Consider the following 20,813-nt stretch of genomic DNA (forward strand, 5'->3'; position numbering starts at 1 on the left):
AGGAATTCCCGCCATGAACGTGCAGACTGCGGCAAAAGCCGCCGCCCCCGTATTGCCCGACGCGCAGACCGTGACCGAGGTCCGCCACTGGACCGACCGGCTGTTCAGCTTCCGCCTGACCCGGCCCCAGTCGCTGCGCTTCCGCTCCGGCGAGTTCGTGATGATCGGCCTGCCCGGCGACAACGGCAAACCGCTGCTACGCGCCTATTCCATCGCATCGCCCAGCTGGGACGAGACGCTGGAGTTCTACTCGATCAAGGTGCCCGACGGCCCGCTGACCTCAAAACTGCAGAAGATCGAGGTCGGCGACCAGGTGATCCTGCGGCCCAAGCCGGTCGGCACGCTGGTCGTCGACGCGCTGCTGCCCGGCAAGCGGCTCTACATGATCGCCACCGGCACCGGCATCGCGCCCTTCGCCTCGCTGATGCGGGACCCCGAGGTCTACGAGAAGTTCGACGAGGTCATCATCACCCACACCTGCCGCCAGAAGGCGGAACTGGAGTACGGCGCCCGGCTCGTCGGTTCGCTGCCAACTGACCCGCTGATCGGCGAGTTCGTCGGCGACAAGCTCAAGTACCTGCCGACGACGACGCAGGAAGACAGCGCCAACACCGGCCGCGTCACGGACTGGATCGAAAGCGGCAGGCTGTTCGACCACTTCGGCCTGCCGGCCTTAGACAAGGCCACCGACCGGGTCATGATCTGCGGCTCGATGGGCCTCAACACCGACGTCAAGGCGCTGCTGGAAAAGGCAGGCCTGACCGAAGGCTCCAACTCTGCCCCCGGCGAATACGTGCTCGAGAAAGCCTTCGTGGGCTGAGCAACACCACCGCTCCGGATCCCGCTAAAGGCGGGGCCGGAGCTGATGGACCTGGCGCGCCAGCGCCTCCGCAGGACAAGCTGCCTCAAGCGCCTGTGACTTCCCAGACCGCGCCCCGCATGCCAAGCAGGTCCTGTCAGAACAGGAGCCGCCCGTGCGCTGGATCGCCGCCCTCTTCCTTGCCGCCCTCGCCCAGCAGGCCCAGGCCTGCGGACGCGCCACCGACTGCGAGACGCCCTCAGGTACCTACCGCATCGCCCTGCCCGACGCCGAACCGCAAGGTGTCGTACTCTATTTCCACGGCTACAACGGCACCGCCGAGGCCGCCGCGCGCCCCGGCGGCCTCGCCGAAGGCCCTCTGTCGGAGGGCCTCGCCTTCGTCGCCCCGCAGGGCATCGGCAAGACCTGGGCCTTCAACGGCGCGCCCCGCGACGGTCGCGACGAAATGGCGTTCCTCGACGAGGTTATAGCCGACCTCAAAACCCGTTTCGACCTGCCGATGGACCGCATCATGGTTACCGGCTTCTCGATCGGCGGCACCATGGCGTGGGAAACCGCCTGCTATCGCGGCGCCGATTTCGCAGGGTTCGCGCCCATCGCCGGCGCCTACTGGCGGCCGCATCCGGACACCTGCCCCTCCCCCGCACCGGTTCTCCTGCACATCCACGGCACCGCCGACCGTACCGTGCCGATGCAGGGACGTCCCATTGGCCCCGCCCATCAGGGAGATGTCCGGCAGAGCATCGCGCAATGGACCTCCCAGGCCGCCTGCGGCACACCGGTCCCCCGCACCGAGGGCGCACTCGCCTGCGAACGCTGGAGCGATTGTTCGAACGGTGTTATCGAGTTGTGCCTGCACGATGGCGGCCATTCGATCCGCTCGGAATGGCTGCTGCGGGGATGGGACGAACTGGCAGAGATCAAGGGCTGGACCGGATGAACATGACCCAGGCAGCGGCCGTATGAGCGCCCCCCTGAACGGACTGCGCGTCCTCGACCTGTCCCGCATCCTCGCCGGCCCCTCGGCCACGCAACTTCTGGCCGATCTCGGCGCCGAGGTGATCAAGATCGAGCGCCCCGGCACCGGCGACGACACCCGCGGCTGGGGCCCTCCGTTCCTGCAGGACGCGGATGGCAACGACACCCGCGAGAGCGCCTACTACCTCTGCGCCAACCGGGGCAAGAAGTCCGTCGCCGTGGACATCGCCGCCCCCGAGGGCCAGTCGATAATCCGCGAGATTGCCAAGACCGCCGATATCCTGATCGAGAATTTCAAGGTCGGCGGGCTGGCCAGGTACGGGCTCGACTACGACAGCCTAAAGGATCTGAACCCGAGGCTGATCTACTGCTCGATCACCGGGTTCGGGCAGACCGGACCGCTGAAGCACCGCGCCGGTTACGACTTCCTGATCCAGGGCATGGGCGGGATCATGTCGCTGACCGGCAGCCCGGACGGCGAGCCGATGAAGGTCGGTGTCGGCATCGCCGACGTGATGTGCGGCATGTACGCGGCCACCGCGATCCTCTCCGCCGTTCACGCGCGCCACGCGTCGGGCAAGGGCCAGTACATCGACGTCGCCTTGCTGGACAGCCAGATGGCCTGGCTGATCAACCAGGGCTCGGCCTTCCTGATGGACGGCAAGGTTCCCCCCCGGCGCGGCAACGAGCATCCCACAATCGTGCCCTACGGGACCTTTCCCGGCGCCGACAAGCCGTTCATCCTGGCTGTCGGAAACGACGGCCAATTTGCCCGATTCTGCGCCATCGCCGGCCGCCCGGACCTTTTCGAGGATCCGCGCTTTGCCCGCAATGTCGACCGCGTCCGCAACCGCGACGTGCTGATCCCGATCCTGAACGGGATCACCGCCGCGCGGCCTGCGGCGGACTGGATCGCCGCGCTCGACGACCAGGCCGTGCCCTGCGGACCGATCAACGACCTCGCCGAGGCGTTCGACCAGCCGCAGGCAAAGGCGCGGGAGATGAAGATCACCCTGCCGCACCCGGTCTCAGGCAGCGTCGATCTGATCGGCAACCCGATCCGCATGAGCGAGACGCCCGTGGACTATGGCAACGCCCCGCCCACGCTGGGCCAGCACACCGCCGAGGTTCTGGCAGACCTGCTGGGCGCGGACGACAAGCAACTCTCCGACTGGGCCGCTTCCGGCGTGATCGGCTCGACTGACAAGGACCAGCAATGACCCAGACCACTGGCGCCGACATCATCGCCCGCGCGCTTGCCGCCGCCGGCGCCTCCCGCGCGTTCGGCGTTCCGGGGGGCGAAGTTCTGGCCCTGATGGACGGGCTCGACCGGGCCGGGATCGGCTTCACGCTGACCAAGCACGAAAACGCCGCCGGGTTCATGGGCGAGGGCCACTGGCACGCGACCGGCGACCTGCCCATTCTGGTCGCCACCATCGGCCCGGGCGTCGCCAACGCGGTCAACGTGATCGCCAACGCCCACCAGGACCGGGTGCCGCTGATCTTCCTGACCGGCTGCGTCGATGCGGATGTGGCCGAGACCTACACCCACCAGGTCTTCGACCACCAGGCGCTGCTGCGCCCCGTGGTCAAGGCCAGCTTCCGCGCGTCGAAAGGCGCGCTGGGGGCGATGATGGCCAAAGCGGTTGCGATTGCCACCTCGGGACAGCCAGGCCCGGTGCACATCGACGTGCCGATCGGCGTGGCCGAAGGCGCGGCGGACGAACCCGAAGCCCCGGCGCAGCCGCGCGCCGCGGCGGTCACGCCCGCCGGAGACACGCTGCACGCCGCACGCACCGCGCTGGCCTCGGCGAAACGGCCTATCGCCATCGCCGGGGTCGACGCGGTCAACGAGGAGGCGGCCGAGGCCATCGCCGCCTTCTGCCGCACCCGCGCGGTGCCACTGATCACCAGCTACAAGGGCAAGGGGCTGCTGGACGAGTCCGACCCGCTTGCCCTCGGCGGCGCAGGCCTCTCGCCAAAAGCCGATGCGATCCTGCTGCCGCTGCTTGCGCAGTCCGACTGCATCCTGCTGCTCGGCTACGATCCGATCGAGATGCGCGCGAACTGGCGCAACCCGTGGCCAGCAGGCGCCACGGTGATCGAGATCGCGAACGCGCCGCGCGTCCACGGCATGCATACAGCCAGCCACCTGCTGACCGGAACGCTGGCAGATACGCTACCACTGCTGGCGCCCGCAACGACCAACGCGCCGAACTGGGCGGCGGACGCGCGCCGCGCGCTGGCCGAAAGCTTCGCGCCCAGCGACTGGGGGCCCGCAGCGGTTTTCGACACGCTGCGCGAGATCGCCCCCGAGGATACCGTCATTACTGCCGACAGCGGCGCGCACCGGATCCTGCTGAGCCAGATGTGGCACTGCTCGGCCCCGCGCGCGATGCTGCAGTCGACGGCGCTTTGTACAATGGCCTGCTCGGTCCCTTTGGCAGCGGGCTACAAGCTGGGCGCGCCGCACAGGCCGGTGATCGCTTTCGTCGGCGATGCCGGGCTGGAGATGGGGCTGGGCGAGCTGGCCACGATCCGCGACCTGCGCCTGCCGGTGGTGATCGTGGTGCTGGTCGACGAAAGCCTCGCGCTGATCGAATTGAAGCAACGCGGCTCGCAACGGCCCAACCTCGGCGTCGACTTCGGCGGCACGGATTTTCCCGCAGTAGCTGCCGCGCTGGGCGGGCACGGGGTCTGGGTGGACGACGTGGACACGCTGCGCGCCGAGACCGAGGTGGCACTGGGGCGCGAGGGGTTCACAATCCTCGCCTGCAGGATCGGGCGGCGCGCCTATGACGGGACATTCTGAGATCCGGCCCTTGCGGGCCGGAGCCTCCGGCGGGGATATTTGAAGAAAGTGGAAGGCGGGCGCTAGGCCTGGGCCGCGCGCGGAACCGGCGGGCGCGGCATGCGCATCCGGGCGACGAGCGTGGAGCCAGCGAATGCGGCGATGGCCCAGACCCAGCCATGCAGCGAGCCCGAAGCGAGTCCGCCGAGGTAGCCGCCGATGTTGCAGCCATAGGCGAGGCGTGCGCCGTAGCCCATCATCAGCCCGCCCAGAACGGCGGTCCAGACCTGCTCGAAGCTGAGCTTCCAGACCGGGGCGAAGCGGCTGGCCATGCCTGCGGCGCCGAGCGCGCCGAGCATGATGCCGAAATCCATGACTGAGGTGCTGTCGGCGAAGACCGAGCGGGCGAGCGTCTGGTCCGACCACGGCGCCATGATCCAGCTTTCACGGGGCACTCCGATGGCGTTGCCGATCTTGGCGCCCCAGAGGCCGAACGCCTGGGTAATGCCCCAGGGACGGTTCAGCACCAGGAAGGTCAGCACGCCGACCACGGCCAGGGTGATCGCGCCGAGCCAGGGCGACCAGGGACCGCACAGGATCGAGCCGGTCTTCCGGGCCTCCTCGAGGCTGCCGTGTTCGCGGCGCTCGTACCAGACGGTGCCATAGGCCAGCGCGCCCAGCACGCCCAGCATGACGACGAGCGCGGGAAAGACGCCCAGGTTCTCGACCAGCGAATAGGTCCCGGCGGAGGGCAGGCCGCGCCAGAACGGCAGGTGCGCGACGCCGATCAGCGTACCGATGATGAAGAAGGTCAGCGTGATCACCATGCGCGTGCTGCCGCCGCCGACGGTGAACAGCGTGCCCGAGCCACAGCCGCCGCCGATCTGCATGCCGGCGCCGAACATGAACGCACCGACCAGCATGCCGACGCTCATCGGCTGCACCCAGGCATAGGCGCCGTACCAGGCGATCATTGGGTAGGAGAACAGGATCGTCAGCCCGATCAGCAAGAACTGCGCCCGCAGGCCTGTGCCACGCCCTTCGGTGACGATGCGGCGCCAAGCGGCGGTGAAGCCGAAGGCGGCGTGATAAAGCCCGACGCCCGCAAGTCCGCCGACCAGCGTGGCCAGCGCCAGCTTGATCCCCGAGGCGTTCCACGCAAGGCCTGCCACGGCCAGAAGGCCGATCGCCGAAATCGCGACCGGGAGGACTTGTTTTCTCTGCGTCATGGCGCAGTTTCTCCATCAAAGCGTACCGAACCACGAATAACAGCTTCGTGACATGACGGCCATGTGAGTTGCTCAAATGTTCGCTCGCCGGAACCCTTAGCCGACTTTCCAGCTTATTGTTCATCGCTGCAGGAGCACGACATGGCGCATACGACGGATCTAGGCGGTTGCGAGACGACGCTTCCAACGGCGGCCGTGACCCCTTGGAACGAAACCGTCCATGCGTTTCTTGCCCATGGCGCGGCGACACCGCAGCACCTGGGACGAACGCTCGAGGCCGCCCCGGACTTCGCTCAGGGGCATGCCGCGAAGGGTCTGTTCAGCCTGCTGCTCGGCCGGCGCGAACTGGTGCAAACCGCCCGCGATTGCCTGTCGGCAGCGCAGGACGCGGCCCGAAGAGTGCCGCCGAACGCGCGCGAGGGGGCCTATGTCACCGCGCTCGAGGCCTGGCTTTCGGGCCGCCCCTCGCAGGCGGCGGCGGTGCTGGAGGCGGTGCTGGCGGGCCATCCGCGCGATGCATTGGCGATGAAATTGGTTCAGGCGATCCGCTTCGTTCTGGGCCAGCCCGAGGCGATGCGCCGCTCGATCGAGGGAATTTCGAACGCCTGGGCCGACCACCCGGCGCTGGGCTACCTGAAGGGGTGCTACGCCTTCACACTGGAGGAGACCGGCGACTATGCCGCCGCCGAGACCGCCGGGCGCGAGGGCCTGCTGCTGGCGCGCGACGATGCCTGGGGGCTGCACGCGGTGGCGCATGTCTACGACATGACGGCGCGGGCGGGCGACGGGCTGTACTGGTTGTCCGGGCAGACCGACGCCTGGGAACATTGCAACAACTTCCGCTACCACGTCTGGTGGCATATCGCGCTGATGCACCTCGACCAGGGTGACTACGCCTCTGCACTGGATCTCTACGATAGCAAGATCCGCGCCGACCGGACCGATGACTACCGCGACATCTCGAACGCGACTTCGCTGTTGTCGCGTCTCGAGATCGAGGGCGTCGACGTCGGCACCCGCTGGGAGGAACTGGCGGAACTGGCCGCGCACCGCACCGACGATGGCTCGCTGGTGTTCGCGGACCTGCATTACATGCTCGCCCTGATCGGCGGCCATCGCGAGCACGCGCAAGCGGAATTGCTGGGCCGGATGGCACGCGACGCAGGCCGGGGAGAATCGGAAATCGAGCGACTCATGGCACGGCCGGGCCTGTCGGCCGCCAACGGGCTCGAAGCCTTTGGCGAAGGCCAGTACGCCGAGGCATTCCTGAACCTCAACGCGGCGCGGCGCGACATGCAATCGATCGGCGGAAGTCACGCTCAACGCGATGTTTTCGAGCGTTTGACCATAGAAGCGGCACTTCGGGGCGGTTACCTTAACGCTGCTGAGCGGATGCTTGCCGACCGGACCCGGAAACGTGGCGGCGCGGTAGATGGATATACATCAAGACGTATGGACTTGATTTGTGCGGCGCGACAAAACGCGCTGCACCGCAATGCTGAAGAGCGGCGCGCCTGAGGGCCGCCGCACAAGGAATAGAATGACAACAACCACTTCCAGACCCCGTGACCCGCGACTGGATTTTTTCCGGGGTCTGGCCATGTTCATCATTCTTCTGGCCCACACGCCGGGGAACGTATGGGCTCTCTGGATCCCCGCGCGCTTCGGATTTTCCGACGCGACCGAGATCTTCGTGTTCTGCTCGGGGATGGCGTCGGCCATCGCTTTCGGCAGTGTTTTCGACCGGGCCGGCTGGCTCATGGGGGCGGTGCGGATCGCCCACCGCGTCTGGCAGGTCTACTGGGCGCATATCGCCACGTTCTTCGTGATCGCGATGTCGATGCTGGCGGTGAACGCCGCCGGGATCGGAACCAAGGACTATGTCGGGCAGCTAAACCTCTGGCCGTTTTTTCGCAATCCCGAGGGGAACCTTCTGGGACTGATGACGTTGTCGTACGTTCCCAACTACTTCGACATTCTGCCCATGTACCTGGTGATCCTTGCAATGATCCCTTTCGCGATCGCGCTTTCCCGGATTTCGGTCCTGGCCGTGTTCGTCGCGATGGGCGCGCTGTGGGCGATGGCCAACGTCGCCGGCGTGGCCGAGGCCGGGGCGACCGCGCTCCAGCCTGCCGCGGACGCGTTATCCTTCCTGCACCTGCCCGCGCAATATTTCTTCGAGCCGCCCAACAACATCCGGGAATGGTTCTTCAACCCGTTCGCCTGGCAGCTGGTCTTCTTCACCGGCTTCGCCTTCATGCGCGGCTGGATCCCCGCCCCGCCGGTGCGCTGGTGGCTGGTCGCGCTTGCCGTCGCCGTGGTGCTGCTGACGATCCCCTTCGCCTGGTTCCGCATCATCCGCGAGGTGACCTGGATCAGCGATTGGCGTTCCGAGTGGGGCTTCCTGTTCGGCAAGACCAACTTCGGCGTACTGCGCTACGTCCACTTCCTCGCGCTGGCCTATGTCGCCTGGGTCTGCGCCGGGCCGGGCGGCGCGTGGCTGTCGATCGGGCGCGCATGGACGGCCGTGGTCGGCGTGATCCGCAAGGTCGGGCAGCAGTCACTGGCGGTCTTCGTGACCTCGCTGGTGCTGGCGCGCTTCCTGGGCATCGCCTTCGACGTGGTGGACAACAATTTCGTCACCGTGACGCTGATCAACCTGATCGGCTTCGGCATCCTGATTGCGACCGCGTACCTGGTTGCCTGGATCAAGGGCCAACCCTGGCGGAGACCGGCGCCTGCACCGGCCCCCGCCGGGACCGCAGGCGCGACCATGACCACGATCACCGGAGGTCGCGCGGCATGAGTGCACTGACTCGACGCCAGGCGCTCGCGCTGTCGGCAGCCTTTGCCGCCATGCCGGGCCTTGCCCGCGCCAACGGCACGGACGAGCCGGGGATGACCCTGGGCGAAGCCTCGCCCTTCGGTCCCGATTTCGTGCTGGAGAAGGCCCACGCGCTGGCCGCCAAGCCCTACGAGGCGCCGGCCCGTGTACCGCAGGAATGGCTGGATCTGAGCTATGACCAATACCGCTCGATCTGGTTCGACACCCGCAACGCCCTTTTCCGAGGCGAGGGGCGTCCGGTGCAGGCCGAGTTCTTTGCGCCGGGGCTCTATTTCCCTACGCCGATCCACGTGCACGCGGTCTCGGAAAAGGGCGATCAGGCGCGGCCGGTACTGTTCGACATGCGCGTCTTCGACAAGACCGACAAGTTCCCCGATCTGCCGGTGGACGAGACGCTGGGCTATTCCGGCGTTCGCTTGCACGCGGAACTGGAGAAGGCCGGGATCTACCAAGAATACACCGTCTTTCAGGGCGCCAGCTATTTCCGGGCGATCGGCGCAGGCCAGACCTACGGCCTGTCGGCGCGCGGGCTGGCACTGAACACAGCCGCAGCCGAAGGCGAGGAGTTCCCCGAGTTCCGCGAATTCTGGATCGAAACCCCCGAGGCCGGACAGCAGGATGTCGTCGTGCACGCTTTGCTCGACAGCCCCTCGGTCGCGGGCGCCTACCGGTTCCGCATCGAGGCGGGCGAGACCACGGTGATGGACGTCTCGGCAACGCTGATTCCACGCCGCGAGCTGGCGAATGTCGGCATTGCGCCGGAAACCTCGATGTTCTTCTTCGACCAGACCAACCGCGACCGGTTCGCCGACTACCGCCCCGCGGTACATGACAGCGACGGGCTGCTGGTCTGGAACGGCGCGGGCGAGCGCCTGTGGCGGGCGCTGGCCAACCCGGCCGAGCTGCAGATCTCGTCCTTCGTCGACGACAGCCCCAAGGGCTTCGGCCTGATGCAGCGCGCGCGCCGGTTCTCCGAGTTTGCCGACCTCTCGGCGCATTACCATCAGCGCCCCGGCCTCTGGGTCGAACCCGCCGAGGGCTGGGGTCCGGGCGCTGTGACGCTGGTCGAGATCCCTACGGATCGCGAGGTCTATGACAATATCGTCGCCTACTGGCGTCCGCGCGAGCCGCTGGCCCCCGGCGCCGAGCACCGTTTCACCTATCGGCTGCACTGGTGCGACACCGCGCCGGTCGAGGCCGACCGGGCACATGTGATCAACACCCGCATGGGCCCCAGTTTCTCAGGCCGGCTGCTGGCCGCGATCGACTTCGCGCCGCATCCCAGACTGCCCGAAGACCTCTCGCGGGTCACGGCGCATGCCTCGACCAACCTCGGGACCGTCAGCGACCCGATCCTGCAACACAACCCCGAGACCGGCGGCGTTCGCTTGGACTTCGGCTTCGAGCCCGACGAGGGCCGGCCGATGGAGCTGCGCGCGCAGCTTGTCACCGACGGCGAGCCGGTCTCGGAAGTCTGGCTTTACAGGTGGACCCAGTGACGCAGATGCCCCACATTCCCACGCCCCCGGAAGACGCTCCGCTGGCAATGCCCCCGCAGGACCTGCGCCGGGCGCCTGCCGCGCCGCGCCTGTCGCGCGACGGCTGGGCCGTGCAAGCGGCGCGGGCCTTCGTCTTCGGCTTCGCGGGCCTGACAACGGCGGCCCTCGGCCTTGTGATCTACGACTGGTTCAAGCTCTCGGGCCTGTCCTGGGTCGAGCTTGCGATCATAACCTGCGGCATGGCGACCGCGTTCTGGATCGCGCTTTCCGTCGCGACCGCGGTGCTGGGCTGCCTGCCCGCCCGACCGCAGCGCGCGCCCGGCCCGGTCGCGCCAATGGACGTCGCCGTCCTCATGCCGATGTATGGCGAGGACGCGCACCAGGTCTGCGGCAACCTGCGGCCCCTGTTGCAGGACCTGTCTCAGAACGCGCGCGGGCATAGGTTCACTCTCTACGTGCTTTCGGACACGCGAGACGAGCAGAAGGTCATCGCCGAGACCCGGGCGGTCGCGCGGCTCGATGCCAGCTTGCCGGACACGACGGTACACTACCGGCATCGGGCGCAGAACACGCGCTTCAAGGCCGGCAATATCGAGGACTGGGTCACCCGCTGGGGCGGTGCGCACGAGGCGATGCTGGTGCTTGACGCGGACAGCGTGATGACCGCCGAGACCGTTCTGGACCTGGCCGACGCGCTGGCCTCGGAACCCGAGGCGGGGCTGGTCCAGACCGTGCCGCGCCTGATCGGGGCGCAGACGCTCTGGGCGCGCACGCAGCAGTTCTCGAACACGATCTACGGTATGACGCTGGGCCGGGGCCTGGCGCTCTGGTCCGGGTCGGCGGCGAACTACTGGGGCCACAACGCGATGATCCGCGTGCGCGCGTTCGCCGACTGCGCCGGACTTCCTGACCTGCCGGGTCGTAGACCTTTCGGCGGGCTGATCCTGAGCCATGATTTCGTCGAGGCCGCGCTGCTGCGCCGCGCCGGCTGGCGTGTGCGCTTCCTGCCCACCGCCGACGGCAGTTTCGAGGAAACCCCGCCGACGCCCATCGGCCATATCCTGCGCGACCGCCGCTGGTGCCAAGGCAACCTGCAGCACCTGCGCCTGCTGGGTGCGGCAGGGCTGCACCCGCTCAGCCGCGTGCACATGCTGCAGGGTGCGGTCGGCTACCTGTCGTCGATCCTGTGGCTGGCGCTGATGATCTGCTGGGTTCTGGTCGGCTCCGGTCAGGGGGACGGGCCGATCCGCTATTTCTCGGACGCGAACCCACTGTTCCCTGCGTGGCCGGACATGGACATCGTCAGCCGGATCCTGATCCTGGCGCTGATCTACGGAATGCTCGTCGTGCCCAAGATCCTGGGCGCGCTGCGCTACTGGGCGACGGATCCGTCGCTGCGCGCGGTCGGAGGCGCGGGCCGGTTCGTCCTTTCGATCCTCGCCGAGATGGCGCTCTCGATCCTTCTGGCGCCGATGATGATGGTCCAGCACGTCGTTGCCGTCACCCGCACGCTGGCCGGGGTCGATACCGGCTGGAAACCGGCGGGGCGCGATGCGCCCGACCTGCGCACCTGCCTGCGCTTTCACGGCGCCGAACTGGCGCTTGGCACGGCGATGTGCGCGCTGTTCGCAATGGGCGAGCTGACCCTGTGGCTGCTGCCGATCGGAGCCTCGCTGGTGATCGCCCCGGTTCTGTCCTGGGCGCTGTCAGGCCAGCCCACCTGGGCACGGCGGCTGTTCCAGACGCCGCAAGAAAGTGCCGCGCGCCCGGCTGGCGAGCCTGCGACCGATCCGGCGTTGGCGGCGGCCTGACCCCGGTCCGCCCCCAATGCGCAACGTGATGGGCCAGCGATCTTCGCACCGTTGGCCCGTTTTCTCAGGAAGGCCGAAGTTGACTGAAGCTACCGTCCTGACGTTGGCCCTAACCAGGCTCCGTCAACTGAGAATCCCCAGGTGTTCCTCCAGCGCGTCGCGCATGTCGTTCAGGCTGAACGGCTTCGCGACAAAATGGTCCACCGCCTCGTCGCTCGCCCGATCCCGGTAGGATTCCGAAGTCGCCACGAAGACCGGCGTTCCTTTCAGCACCGGATGAGCCTTGATCCGTTGCGCCAGCTCCACGCCGGTCATGCCCGGCATGTTCAGGTCCGAGATCACAGCGTCGAACTTTTGCTGCCCCATAACCTCCAGCGCCTGCTCGGCCGAGGCAGCCAGCGCCACGTCGAGCACTCCCAGCCGCTTGAGGCACTGGCGCGCCAAGCCCCGCATGCTCTGCTGGTCGTCGACCACCAATATTCTCAGCGCACTCACCGCCGGCATCCTGCCGCCTCCTTTCGCGTTGACCACCGGAGGCTCCCGCCCGCCGGACTTACTGTTGACTGCCGCGCCTGGGCCTGTGTCCCGTACTTGCGCAGGGGTATCTCACGCCTTCCGTCCAACATCGGGTTCACACCGACGACTGTGGTGCGCGAACATGCGCCCCGGTCAGGCCTCGCAGCCGCTCGGCGATGGCCTCGAGTCCAAGTTCTTCGTGGCTCGCGCCAAGCAGCTTCGCCGCCCTCGGCATGCCGTAGACGACGCAACTCTCCTCGGACTGACCGATGCACCACGCGCCCGCGTTGCGCATCGCGCTAAGCCCCGCTGCCCCGTCGCGCCCCATGCCTGTCAGCAGCACCCCAACAGCGCCGCGCCCTGCGGAGGCGGCCACCGAGTTGAACAGCACATCGACCGAAGGACGGTGCCCCGAGATCGGCCCCGAACCGTCAAGCCGCAGCACCAACCCGATCCCTCGGCGATCGACGCAAAGATGGCGGTCACCGGGTGCGATCCGGACCTGGCCTGCCGCCAACACCTCGCCAGAGCGCGCCTCGGCCACGTCTTGCGGCAACAAGGCATCCAGCCGGGAAGCGAACCGCGCCGTGAAGTTCGCGGGCATGTGCTGCGCGACCACGACCGGCGGTCCGTCCGCGCGTAGTCCCGCGAGTACCGTCGCCAGCGCCGCGACACCACCGGTGGAGGCGCCCATGGCGATCACCTCCGGTCGAACCGTGACGCTGACATGCGCCAGGGGTCCGCTGTCCGGGGAACGCCCCGGCAGCACCCTCGCATCGCGCGCCACCTCGACCATCCGCCGCAAACGCTGAGCGAACGGCGCGATCGCCGCACGACCCGCCGGTTTGGGGATCGCATCGAGCGCGCCGATCCGCAAAGCCTCGAGCGCTGTGTCGGTGCCATGGGCGGTCAAGGTCGAGACCATCACCACCGGCATCGGCCGCAGGTCCATGATCCGTCGCAGGAACGCCAGCCCGTCCATGCCCGGCATCTCGACATCCAGCGTGATCACATCAGGCTCCAGAGCGCGGATCAGGGCGCGCGCCTCGGTCGCGTCGGCTGCGTCGGCGACGACCTGGATCGTCCCCTCGGCCTCGAGCGCTGCGGTCAGCATCCGGCGCATCAGTCGGCTGTCGTCGACCACCAGGGCCCGCACCGGTGCGGTGCGTTGCAAATGCCGGGTCATGGCGTTTCCTCCCTGCGATAGATGGTTCCGCCGCAGGATCGCAGGCCGGGCGTCCGGTCCAGCAGCGCCTCGGCGTGGCCAAGATAGAGATAGCCGCCGGGCACCAGTTGGGCCGTGAACCGTTCCAGCAAGCGGGCCGTGGTCGCGGCCGAGAAGTAGATCATCACGTTGCGGCAGAAGATCGCGTCGAACTGTCCGCGCATCGGCCAGGGTTCGAGAAGGTTGAGCCGCCGGAAGGCGATCGCTTGCAGTGCCGCGTGAGGCGGCGCCTTTCGCCCCCCCGGCGATGCGCGCATCAGCGCCACGTGCCGTTCCTCCATGCCCGTGCAGCGGGTTGAATCGACGGTGCCGGTTCGTGCCGTTTCGACCATTTTGCTGTCGATATCAGACGCCAGGATCCGCGTTCCGGGAGGCATGAACCCCCTTGCGCCCATGACCGTCAGGGCGATGGAGTATGCCTCTTCTCCGCTGGCGCAGCCTGCCGACCAGATCCGCAGGGATGTGCCGGATCGCATCGCCCGGACCGTGCCTTCCAGGTGCGCCAGGTGGTGCGGTTCGCGGAACATCGCGGTCTGGTTCGTTGTCAGGGCGTCGACGAAGGCCTGTAGTTCCGTCCGGTTCGCACGGTCGTCGAGCAGGTCCAGATAATCGCTCATCCGCCGCAGTCCGGTGTCGCGCAGGCGACGTTCCAGCCGGGTGCGGATCATCTGGGCCTTATGCGGCTCCAGCACGATTCCCGCCATTTCCTCGATCCGGCGGGCGATACGGCCGAAGTCGCTCTCGCTCAACGCTGGCGGGGGCGACAAGATCGGGGCGGAGGCGGTCATGCGGGCTCTGCCTGGAAGATGGCTGAAAGGTCGAGCAATGCGATCATTCTGGCGTCGGCGGTCACAAGCCCGGTCACGCCGGCGGCGGCTCGGTCGGGGCCTGGTGGCACGGCCTGAACCTCGGCCTCGGGGATCGACAGAATGTCCGAAACGGCATCGACCAGTACCCCGACCGGGCGCTCCGCGATCCAGGCGATCACGATCACATTTCCGGGCTGCGGGGCGGGTGCCGGAGCGCCGAAGCGAACCCGAAGGTCCTGCACCGGGATAATCGTTCCGCGCAGGTTGAGCAGGCCCAGCATGTGCGCCGCCTGATCCGGCAGCGCGGTTACCGGCGACCATTGCCGGATTTCGCGGACCTCGGTGATCGGCACGCCATAGACGGCATCGCCGACAAGGAAGGTCACGAAGCGCAGCGTCCGGGGTGCGCTGGCGGGGCCCGGGGTCGTGGTCATGATACTGCCTCTGGACTGGGGATCCGCCGATTCAGGATCCGGGCGACATCGAGGACAAGGGCGACCTGGCCATCGCCGAGGATGGTCGCGCCCGACACGCCCGCGATCGGCGTATGCGCCCCTTCGAGCGATTTGAGGACGACCTGTCGTTGGCCAATAAGTTCCTCGACCGCCACGGCCAGGCTGCCACCCTCGCCGGTGTCGATGATCAAGGCTACGCGCTCGTCCGCCCCGCCGCGATTCAGAGCGTCCGCGAGGCTGAAGAGCGGGATGTAGGCACCGCGGCGCTTGAGCATGCGGCTGCCATCGGGAAGCCGGTGTTCCGAGCAGGCGTCGCCCAGCCGGACCGCCTCGCACACGGACGCAAGGGGCAGGACGTATTTCTGTCCGGCGGTTCGGACGGTCATGCCGTCCATCACCGCAAGGGTCAGCGGCAGGGTGATCGTGAACCGGGTACCGCGCCCCGGCGTACTGGAGACGGCGCAGCGCCCGCCCAGCGCGATGATCCGGCGGCGCACGACATCCATTCCGACACCGCGGCCCGAAACCTCGGAGAGATCGCTTGCCGTCGAGAAGCCCGGATGAAAGACAAGTGCGTCGATCTCCTCGGGTGTAGGGCGGTCGCCGGATGTCAGGATGCCCCGCTCCAGCGCCTTCGCCAGCACCCGGTCACGGTCGATACCGCCGCCGTCGTCCGTCACGGTCAAGGTGACGTGATCGCCCCGATGCAAAGCGGTGAGGCGCACCTGCCCCTCGTCCGGCTTGCCGGCGGCGCGGCGTACGTCGCATGGCTCCAGCCCATGGTCCATCGCGTTGCGGATCATGTGCGTCAGCGGGTCGCTGAGTTCGGCGATCACCGTCGCGTCGACCTCGGTCCGGCCACCTTCGAGCGTCAGCCGGGCCGGCTTGCCAAGGCTGCGCGAGAGGTCGCGGACCAATGCCGGCATCCTGCGGAACACCGCGTCCACCGGTTGCGCGCGGATCGCCATCACCCGTTCCTGCAGCTCTCGCAACTGCCGCGAGCTGGTGTCGAGTGCCCGCACAAGGTCGCTGCCGGGCCGAGCGCCGGTGTCGGCCACGCGCTGGGCCAGCACCGATTGCGCGATCAGCACTTCGCCCACGAGGTTTACCAGCCGGTCTATCCGGGCGGTTTCGACCCGCAGGCTGCGCGCCTGATCAGGGGGCGGGGCGGTCGGTGCTGGCTCTGACACCGGTTCGGCAGGTGGCGCCGTGGCTGCCCCAAGGTCGCCCTCGATCCCGGCTCGATCGCGGTAGATCCAGAAGAACGCGTCGAGGTCCTCATCGCCGGTAAACGTGAGCACCCAGGTCAGGCCGGGGCGAGCAGCGTCGAGCCCGGCGGGTGCGGCAAGCACGCCCTCGACCGTCACCTCTGTCAGCCCGCAGGTGCGGGCGGCGCGGATCAGGCGTAGCATGTCAAACCCGGCTTCGTCGAAATCCGGACCGGGGGTGATGCGGACAACGCGGCGCGCTGCAGCAGCGGGATTTTTCCCCACAAGTTCGGCCAAAACGGTTGCCAGGTCCGCCTCTGGCACAGCCGGCCCGCCTTCCTCGGCGTCGAGCAGCTTGAGCAGCAGGTCACCCGCCCGGACAAGCGCCTGCAGAACGTGGGGTGTCGCACCCTCTCCCTCGCGCAGGCGGTCCATCAGGGTTTCCGCCTGGTGGGCGAGGCCGATCAGGCGCTCGAAACCAAAAGCCGCCGCGCCGCCCTTGATAGAGTGCATGGCACGAAATGCGGCGTGCACTGTTTCGGTATCGCCATATCCGGTGTCGAGCGTGCCGATATGGTCCTGGAACGCGTCCAGAAGCTCCCTCGCTTCGGCGAAGAACAGACTGCGGAAATCCTCATCCTCGTCCATCGCTCACCCCAGATGCGCAACAAGCGAGAGGATTTGCGCCGGATCGAAGGGCTTCGGCAGCCAACCGGTCGCGCGCAATTGCTCGGCCCTGCGCCGCAGGTCGGGCGAGGTTTCCGAGGTCAGCAACAGGATCGGTAGTCCTCGTCCCGCGGGATCCCTACGCGCCTTAGCCAGGAAATCGAGCCCGTCCATGACGGGCATGTTGAGGTCGGTAATGACAATGTCCGGGCGGTCCGTGCGCAGAACCCCCAGCGCCTCGTGCCCGTCCGAGGCGGTCGAGACCGTGTGGCCCGCACCCTTCAGGCAGTCGGTGAGCATCGCGCGCAGGGCCAGGGTATCGTCCACCGCCAGGACCTTCATCAGCGGAACTCCATCCGCATCAGGTCGGCATGGAACCCGAGGTCACCGAAGGCTTCGATGAATGGCTCGGACGCGCCGGTGACGGCAACGCCCGCGCCGGATCGCACGGCGGAGACCAGCCAGAGGACTGCTGGTGTGCGGATCCGCTCCACCGCGCTGGCGTCGATCACGAACGGCCCGGCGCCGCCGCGCAGTGCCGCGCCAAGCGCGTCTGCTGCATCGAGCGTCACATCGGCCGGCAGCGTGACCAGCGCATCTGTCCTGGAGAGCCCCTGCTCCGGCACGTTCGTCCCTCATGTCCATGGCGGCCCATGCCGCGCTCAGACCTGAGGTATCGCGCCCGAATCTTGAGGAGAGGTGAATGGCATCCGGGCCGCGCGGGCCCGGATGCCTAAAATCCGATGGATCGGATCAGATCAGCTTGGCCATTGCCCGGGCGGTGTCGAGCATCCGGTTCGAGAAGCCCCACTCGTTGTCGTACCAGCTGAGAACGCGGACCATCGTGCCCTCAAGCACCTTGGTCTGCGGCGCGGCGAAGATCGACGAGCGCGGGTCGTGGTTGTAGTCCGAGGACACCAGCGGCCCTTCCTCGTAGCCCAGCACGCCTTTCAGCTCGCCCTCGGCGGCGGCCTTCATCGCGGCGTTCACCTCTTCGGCGGTGACCGACTTGGAGACGACCGCTTTCAGGTCCACGACCGAGACGTTCGGCGTCGGCACGCGGATCGCCGAGCCGTCCAGCTTGCCCTTCAGTTCCGGCAGCACCAGGCCTACGGCCTTGGCGGCACCAGTCGAGGTCGGGATCATGCTCAGCGCGGCAGCGCGGGCGCGGTACAGGTCCTTGTGCATCGTGTCCAGCGTCGGCTGGTCGCCGGTGTAGCTGTGGATCGTGGTCATGTAGCCGTGGTCGATGCCGAACGCCTTCTGCAGAACATAGGCGACCGGAGCCAGGCAGTTGGTGGTGCAGGACGCATTGGAGACGACGGTGTCCTCGGCGGTCAGGCTGTCGTGGTTGACGCCATAGACGATGGTCTTGTCGGCCTCGGCACCCGGGGCCGAGATAAGCACCCGCTTGGAGCCGTTCTCGAGGTGCATCGCCGCTTTGTCGCGCGCAGTGAAGATGCCGGTGCACTCCAGCGCGATGTCGACATCGGACCACGGCAGGGCCTTGGGGTCACGCTCGGCGGTGACGCGGATCGGGCCGCGGCCGACGTCGATGGTGTCGCCGTCGACTTTCACTTCGCCGGGGAACCGGCCGTGCACGCTGTCATAGCGCATCAGGTGGGCGTTGGTCTCGACCGGGCCCAGATCGTTGATCGCCACGACCTCTACATCGGTCTGGCCGCTTTCGATCAGCCCCCGCAGTACGTTGCGGCCGATGCGGCCGAACCCGTTGATCGCTACCTTGATCGTCATCTGGGATCCTTTCCTGGACTTGCCGTCCGGCGGATGCGTGGCCGGACGTTGTCGCTGAAACATCTCGGGCGCGCCCCTTTCAAAGGGACGCGCCCGACTAACTACACGCTTGTGCGCGTCCTGCAAGCGCGACGCCACAGCGCATCAAAGGCCCTGCAAGGGATGTGTCCGGGGAGAGCCGCACGAGGCACCCCTTGCAGAAGGAAGGCAGCGACCAAGGCCCTGATAAGGCCGCGCCCCCTGTTACTGCCGGGCACGCCCGGCTTTGTTAGCGGTAACATGGCAATCTTTCCGCGCTGCGTCAAATGAAAGTTTCACGACTGGACGGCCGACCCTTTCCAATCCATGTCTGCCTCGCCATGATTGCCTGCAGAGGAGCCGCGATACCCGTGCCGGACACCGCCCAAACTGTTCAAATCGACGCGCCACGCGCCCTCGAGGCGATGGAGCGAACATGGCCGGCCGAACGCCGGACGGCGGTGGCTGGCTGGACCCTTCGCCTCGATCCAGGCGGTGGCAAGCGCGTCTCAGCGGCAACGCCCACGGATCCCGGCGCGAACATCGCAGTTGCCGAGGCCGCGATGCGCGCCGCCGGGCAGCAAGCGCTCTTCATGCTGCGCCCTGAGGACGGCGCCCTCGATTCGGCCCTGGCCGAGCGGGGTTACGCGGTGATCGACCCGGTGACGATCTACGCAGGTCCGGCCGAGGACATCGCAAGCGCCGCCGCGCCGAAGGATCCGGTCATCCGCTGCGATTTCCCGCTGGCAGTGATGGAGACCCTATGGGCTGAAGCAGGGATCGGCCCGGCACGGCTTGCGGTGATGGCGCGCGCCGCATCGCCCCGCTGCTGGCTGCTGGTGCGCAAAGACCATGCTCCTGCCGGGGTCGCCTTCGTTTCGTGCTGGGACGGACTGGCGATGATCCACGCGGTCGAGGTCGCGCCGGAATTCCGCCGCCAGGGACACGGACGCGCGCTGCTCGCGGCCGCAGCGCAATGGGCACTGGACGAGGGCGCAGAGGCCCTGGGCCTGGCCGTCACCGACGTCAACGGTCCCGCGAACGCACTCTATCGCCAGTTGGGAATGCGGCCGGTGACGCACTACCACTACCGCATCGCGCCGGAATGATCCGGACGCTGGCAGCATTGCTGATCACCGTCGGCGCGGTTTCGGCGCAGACTCCGCTCAAACTCCCCGCTGGCGCCGTCCGCACCCATCAGACTGTCGAGGATCCCGGCCAGTACGCCCTTCCAACCGGCCCGATAACCTTCGGCGAGACCTCCGCCGAGCCGCTCGAAGGGCGCATCGAAATTCGCACCTGGCGTCTGCCCGAGGGCGGCGCAGGCACGCTATCCATGATCCGAGCCCTGCGCCCGCAACTCGCCGAGGCCGGGTACGAGATCCTCTTCGACTGCGCGACCGAGGCGTGTGGCGGCTTCGACTACCGCATCGGCACCCGGGTCGTCCCGCCTCCGGCGATGGAGGTGAACCTGACGGACTTCCGCGTTGTCTCGGCCCGTAGCTCCGACGATCCACCGCGCCACATCAACCTGCTGGTCAGCCAGACCGGCGGCGGAGGCTGGGTGCAGGCGATCGAGGTGCTGCCCTCCGGCGCGGCGCCGATCGAATTGGACGCGCCGCCCGCCGAGCCGCCCAGCGGACCAACGGCCGAAGCCGCGCCCGCCATCTCGGACGATCCGCTGGCCGAGACCATCCGCATTCGCGGGCGGGTGGTGCTGGACGGCGTGACCTTCGCCTCTGGCACGCGGACGTTGGCCGAGGATGCCATCGCGGCGCTCGCCCCGCTGGCCGCGGCGTTGGAGGCCGAGCCGGAGCTTCGGATCATGCTCGTTGGGCACTCCGACGACACCGGTAGTCTCGAGCAGAACATCGCCCTGTCCCGCGCCCGGGCGCAGGCGGTTCGGCAGGTGCTTATCGACAGATTCGGAATCGGGGGCGATCGAATCGAGGCCGCCGGCGCCGGTTTCCTCGCCCCATTGGTGCCAAACACCAGCGACGAGGCCCGCGCCCGGAACCGCCGCGTCGAGGCGATCCTGCGCTAAACTGTTGCGCCGCAACATGATTTGCGGCACCGCAACAAACCCACGCCATCGCTGAGACATAAAAAAAGGGCCGCGAATAAACGCGGCCCAAGTCTAGGGAGGAAATGCCCGGAACGGGCACGTCGCCGAAGCGACATAGACTTG

General features: G+C 67.7%; 19 protein-coding genes. 10 read left to right on the forward strand and 9 right to left on the reverse strand.

The window, feature by feature from the left end; genetic code table 11:
• The first annotated feature begins 13 nt into the window (after positions 1-13).
• The 4 genes from ACW9UR_RS10780 (at position 14) to ACW9UR_RS10795 (ending at position 4,610) form a co-directional block, all read left to right on the forward strand.
• The gene (locus tag ACW9UR_RS10780; RefSeq protein WP_458916965.1) at positions 14-820 is read left to right on the forward strand and encodes a ferredoxin--NADP reductase; all 807 of its coding nucleotides are present in this window, start codon (positions 14-16) and stop codon (positions 818-820) included.
• Between the two features lie 154 nt (positions 821-974).
• Positions 975-1,760 carry a CE1 family esterase gene (locus ACW9UR_RS10785; RefSeq protein ID WP_458916966.1) on the forward strand — a complete coding sequence of 262 codons (786 nt, stop codon included), beginning with the start codon at positions 975-977 and terminating at the stop codon, positions 1,758-1,760.
• A 22-nt stretch (positions 1,761-1,782) separates the two neighbouring features.
• Positions 1,783-3,018 carry a CaiB/BaiF CoA transferase family protein gene (locus ACW9UR_RS10790; protein ID WP_458916967.1) on the forward strand — a complete coding sequence of 412 codons (1,236 nt, stop codon included), beginning with the start codon at positions 1,783-1,785 and terminating at the stop codon, positions 3,016-3,018.
• The gene (locus ACW9UR_RS10795; protein WP_458916969.1) at positions 3,015-4,610 is read left to right on the forward strand and encodes a thiamine pyrophosphate-binding protein; all 1,596 of its coding nucleotides are present in this window, start codon (positions 3,015-3,017) and stop codon (positions 4,608-4,610) included. Before ACW9UR_RS10790 ends, ACW9UR_RS10795 begins: the two co-directional genes overlap by 4 nt.
• Positions 4,611-4,672: 62 nt before the next feature.
• Here the strand turns inward: ACW9UR_RS10795 and ACW9UR_RS10800 are convergent, their stop codons facing one another.
• A complete protein-coding gene (locus tag ACW9UR_RS10800; RefSeq protein ID WP_458916970.1) occupies positions 4,673-5,818 on the reverse strand; it encodes a YeeE/YedE family protein in 1,146 nt (381 codons plus the stop codon).
• A 141-nt stretch (positions 5,819-5,959) separates the two neighbouring features.
• Here ACW9UR_RS10800 and ACW9UR_RS10805 point away from each other — a divergent pair, with 141 nt between their 5' ends.
• Genes ACW9UR_RS10805 through mdoH form a run of 4 tightly spaced genes read left to right on the forward strand, consistent with a single transcriptional unit; the run spans position 5,960 to position 11,973 of the window.
• On the forward strand, positions 5,960-7,336 hold the full coding sequence (locus tag ACW9UR_RS10805; RefSeq protein ID WP_458916971.1) for a tetratricopeptide repeat protein: 1,377 nt from the start codon (positions 5,960-5,962) through the stop codon (positions 7,334-7,336).
• Between the two features lie 22 nt (positions 7,337-7,358).
• Complete coding sequence (locus tag ACW9UR_RS10810) at positions 7,359-8,624, forward strand: OpgC family protein (RefSeq protein WP_458916972.1); 1,266 nt, start codon at positions 7,359-7,361, stop codon at positions 8,622-8,624.
• Positions 8,621-10,162: an OpgD/OpgG family glucan biosynthesis protein gene (locus ACW9UR_RS10815; RefSeq protein WP_458916973.1), complete on the forward strand. Its 1,542-nt coding sequence runs from the start codon at positions 8,621-8,623 to the stop codon at positions 10,160-10,162. The genes ACW9UR_RS10810 and ACW9UR_RS10815 overlap by 4 nt, the downstream gene beginning before the upstream one ends.
• Before the next feature lie 5 nt (positions 10,163-10,167).
• Positions 10,168-11,973 carry a glucans biosynthesis glucosyltransferase MdoH gene (gene mdoH / locus ACW9UR_RS10820; RefSeq protein ID WP_458917181.1) on the forward strand — a complete coding sequence of 602 codons (1,806 nt, stop codon included), beginning with the start codon at positions 10,168-10,170 and terminating at the stop codon, positions 11,971-11,973.
• A gap of 123 nt (positions 11,974-12,096) precedes the next feature.
• On the opposite strand, the gene ACW9UR_RS10825 is transcribed toward mdoH, so the two are convergent.
• The 8 genes from ACW9UR_RS10825 to gap form a co-directional block, all read right to left on the reverse strand.
• A complete protein-coding gene (locus ACW9UR_RS10825) occupies positions 12,097-12,477 on the reverse strand; it encodes a response regulator (protein ID WP_458916974.1) in 381 nt (126 codons plus the stop codon).
• Positions 12,478-12,604: 127 nt separating this feature from the next.
• Positions 12,605-13,675: a protein-glutamate methylesterase/protein-glutamine glutaminase gene (locus tag ACW9UR_RS10830; RefSeq protein WP_458916975.1), complete on the reverse strand. Its 1,071-nt coding sequence runs from the start codon at positions 13,673-13,675 to the stop codon at positions 12,605-12,607.
• Positions 13,672-14,502, reverse strand: coding sequence for a CheR family methyltransferase (locus tag ACW9UR_RS10835; RefSeq protein ID WP_458916976.1), 831 nt, complete (start codon positions 14,500-14,502; stop codon positions 13,672-13,674). Before ACW9UR_RS10835 ends, ACW9UR_RS10830 begins: the two co-directional genes overlap by 4 nt.
• The gene (locus ACW9UR_RS10840) at positions 14,499-14,957 is read right to left on the reverse strand and encodes a chemotaxis protein CheW (RefSeq protein ID WP_458916977.1); all 459 of its coding nucleotides are present in this window, start codon (positions 14,955-14,957) and stop codon (positions 14,499-14,501) included. Before ACW9UR_RS10840 ends, ACW9UR_RS10835 begins: the two co-directional genes overlap by 4 nt.
• Positions 14,954-16,834, reverse strand: a complete 1,881-nt coding sequence (locus tag ACW9UR_RS10845) for a chemotaxis protein CheA (RefSeq protein ID WP_458916978.1) — start codon at positions 16,832-16,834, stop codon at positions 14,954-14,956. The genes ACW9UR_RS10840 and ACW9UR_RS10845 overlap by 4 nt, the downstream gene beginning before the upstream one ends.
• 3 nt (positions 16,835-16,837) lie before the next feature.
• Positions 16,838-17,194, reverse strand: a complete 357-nt coding sequence (locus tag ACW9UR_RS10850) for a response regulator (protein WP_458916979.1) — start codon at positions 17,192-17,194, stop codon at positions 16,838-16,840.
• Positions 17,194-17,478: a hypothetical protein gene (locus ACW9UR_RS10855; protein ID WP_458916980.1), complete on the reverse strand. Its 285-nt coding sequence runs from the start codon at positions 17,476-17,478 to the stop codon at positions 17,194-17,196. Before ACW9UR_RS10855 ends, ACW9UR_RS10850 begins: the two co-directional genes overlap by 1 nt.
• A 127-nt stretch (positions 17,479-17,605) precedes the next feature.
• Positions 17,606-18,607 (reverse strand): type I glyceraldehyde-3-phosphate dehydrogenase, encoded by a 1,002-nt coding sequence (gene gap, locus ACW9UR_RS10860; protein WP_458916981.1) that lies wholly within the window; start codon positions 18,605-18,607, stop codon positions 17,606-17,608.
• 389 nt (positions 18,608-18,996) lie between these two features.
• Here gap and ACW9UR_RS10865 point away from each other — a divergent pair, with 389 nt between their 5' ends.
• Positions 18,997-19,734 (forward strand): GNAT family N-acetyltransferase, encoded by a 738-nt coding sequence (locus tag ACW9UR_RS10865; protein ID WP_458916982.1) that lies wholly within the window; start codon positions 18,997-18,999, stop codon positions 19,732-19,734.
• Entirely contained in the window at positions 19,731-20,669 is a 939-nt protein-coding gene (locus tag ACW9UR_RS10870; protein WP_458916983.1) for an OmpA family protein, read from the forward strand. Before ACW9UR_RS10865 ends, ACW9UR_RS10870 begins: the two co-directional genes overlap by 4 nt.
• Positions 20,670-20,813 lie beyond the last annotated feature (144 nt).

Source organism: Halovulum sp. GXIMD14794 (assembly GCF_054457455.1).

Excerpts from the sequence above, each read along its gene's own strand:
- ACW9UR_RS10780 (WP_458916965.1), top strand. The coding sequence starts at position 14 with ATGAACGTGCAGACTGCGGCAAAAGCCGCCGCCCCCGTATTGCCCGAC.
- ACW9UR_RS10790 (WP_458916967.1), top strand. The coding sequence starts at position 1,783 with ATGAGCGCCCCCCTGAACGGACTGCGCGTCCTCGACCTGTCCCGCATC.
- ACW9UR_RS10795 (WP_458916969.1), top strand. The coding sequence starts at position 3,015 with ATGACCCAGACCACTGGCGCCGACATCATCGCCCGCGCGCTTGCCGCC.
- ACW9UR_RS10800 (WP_458916970.1), bottom strand. The coding sequence starts at position 5,818 with ATGACGCAGAGAAAACAAGTCCTCCCGGTCGCGATTTCGGCGATCGGC.
- ACW9UR_RS10805 (WP_458916971.1), top strand. The coding sequence starts at position 5,960 with ATGGCGCATACGACGGATCTAGGCGGTTGCGAGACGACGCTTCCAACG.
- ACW9UR_RS10810 (WP_458916972.1), top strand. The coding sequence starts at position 7,359 with ATGACAACAACCACTTCCAGACCCCGTGACCCGCGACTGGATTTTTTC.
- ACW9UR_RS10815 (WP_458916973.1), top strand. The coding sequence starts at position 8,621 with ATGAGTGCACTGACTCGACGCCAGGCGCTCGCGCTGTCGGCAGCCTTT.
- mdoH (WP_458917181.1), top strand. The coding sequence starts at position 10,168 with ATGCCCCACATTCCCACGCCCCCGGAAGACGCTCCGCTGGCAATGCCC.
- ACW9UR_RS10825 (WP_458916974.1), bottom strand. The coding sequence starts at position 12,477 with ATGCCGGCGGTGAGTGCGCTGAGAATATTGGTGGTCGACGACCAGCAG.
- ACW9UR_RS10830 (WP_458916975.1), bottom strand. The coding sequence starts at position 13,675 with ATGACCCGGCATTTGCAACGCACCGCACCGGTGCGGGCCCTGGTGGTC.
- ACW9UR_RS10835 (WP_458916976.1), bottom strand. The coding sequence starts at position 14,502 with ATGACCGCCTCCGCCCCGATCTTGTCGCCCCCGCCAGCGTTGAGCGAG.
- ACW9UR_RS10840 (WP_458916977.1), bottom strand. The coding sequence starts at position 14,957 with ATGACCACGACCCCGGGCCCCGCCAGCGCACCCCGGACGCTGCGCTTC.
- ACW9UR_RS10845 (WP_458916978.1), bottom strand. The coding sequence starts at position 16,834 with ATGGACGAGGATGAGGATTTCCGCAGTCTGTTCTTCGCCGAAGCGAGG.
- ACW9UR_RS10850 (WP_458916979.1), bottom strand. The coding sequence starts at position 17,194 with ATGAAGGTCCTGGCGGTGGACGATACCCTGGCCCTGCGCGCGATGCTC.
- gap (WP_458916981.1), bottom strand. The coding sequence starts at position 18,607 with ATGACGATCAAGGTAGCGATCAACGGGTTCGGCCGCATCGGCCGCAAC.
- ACW9UR_RS10870 (WP_458916983.1), top strand. The coding sequence starts at position 19,731 with ATGATCCGGACGCTGGCAGCATTGCTGATCACCGTCGGCGCGGTTTCG.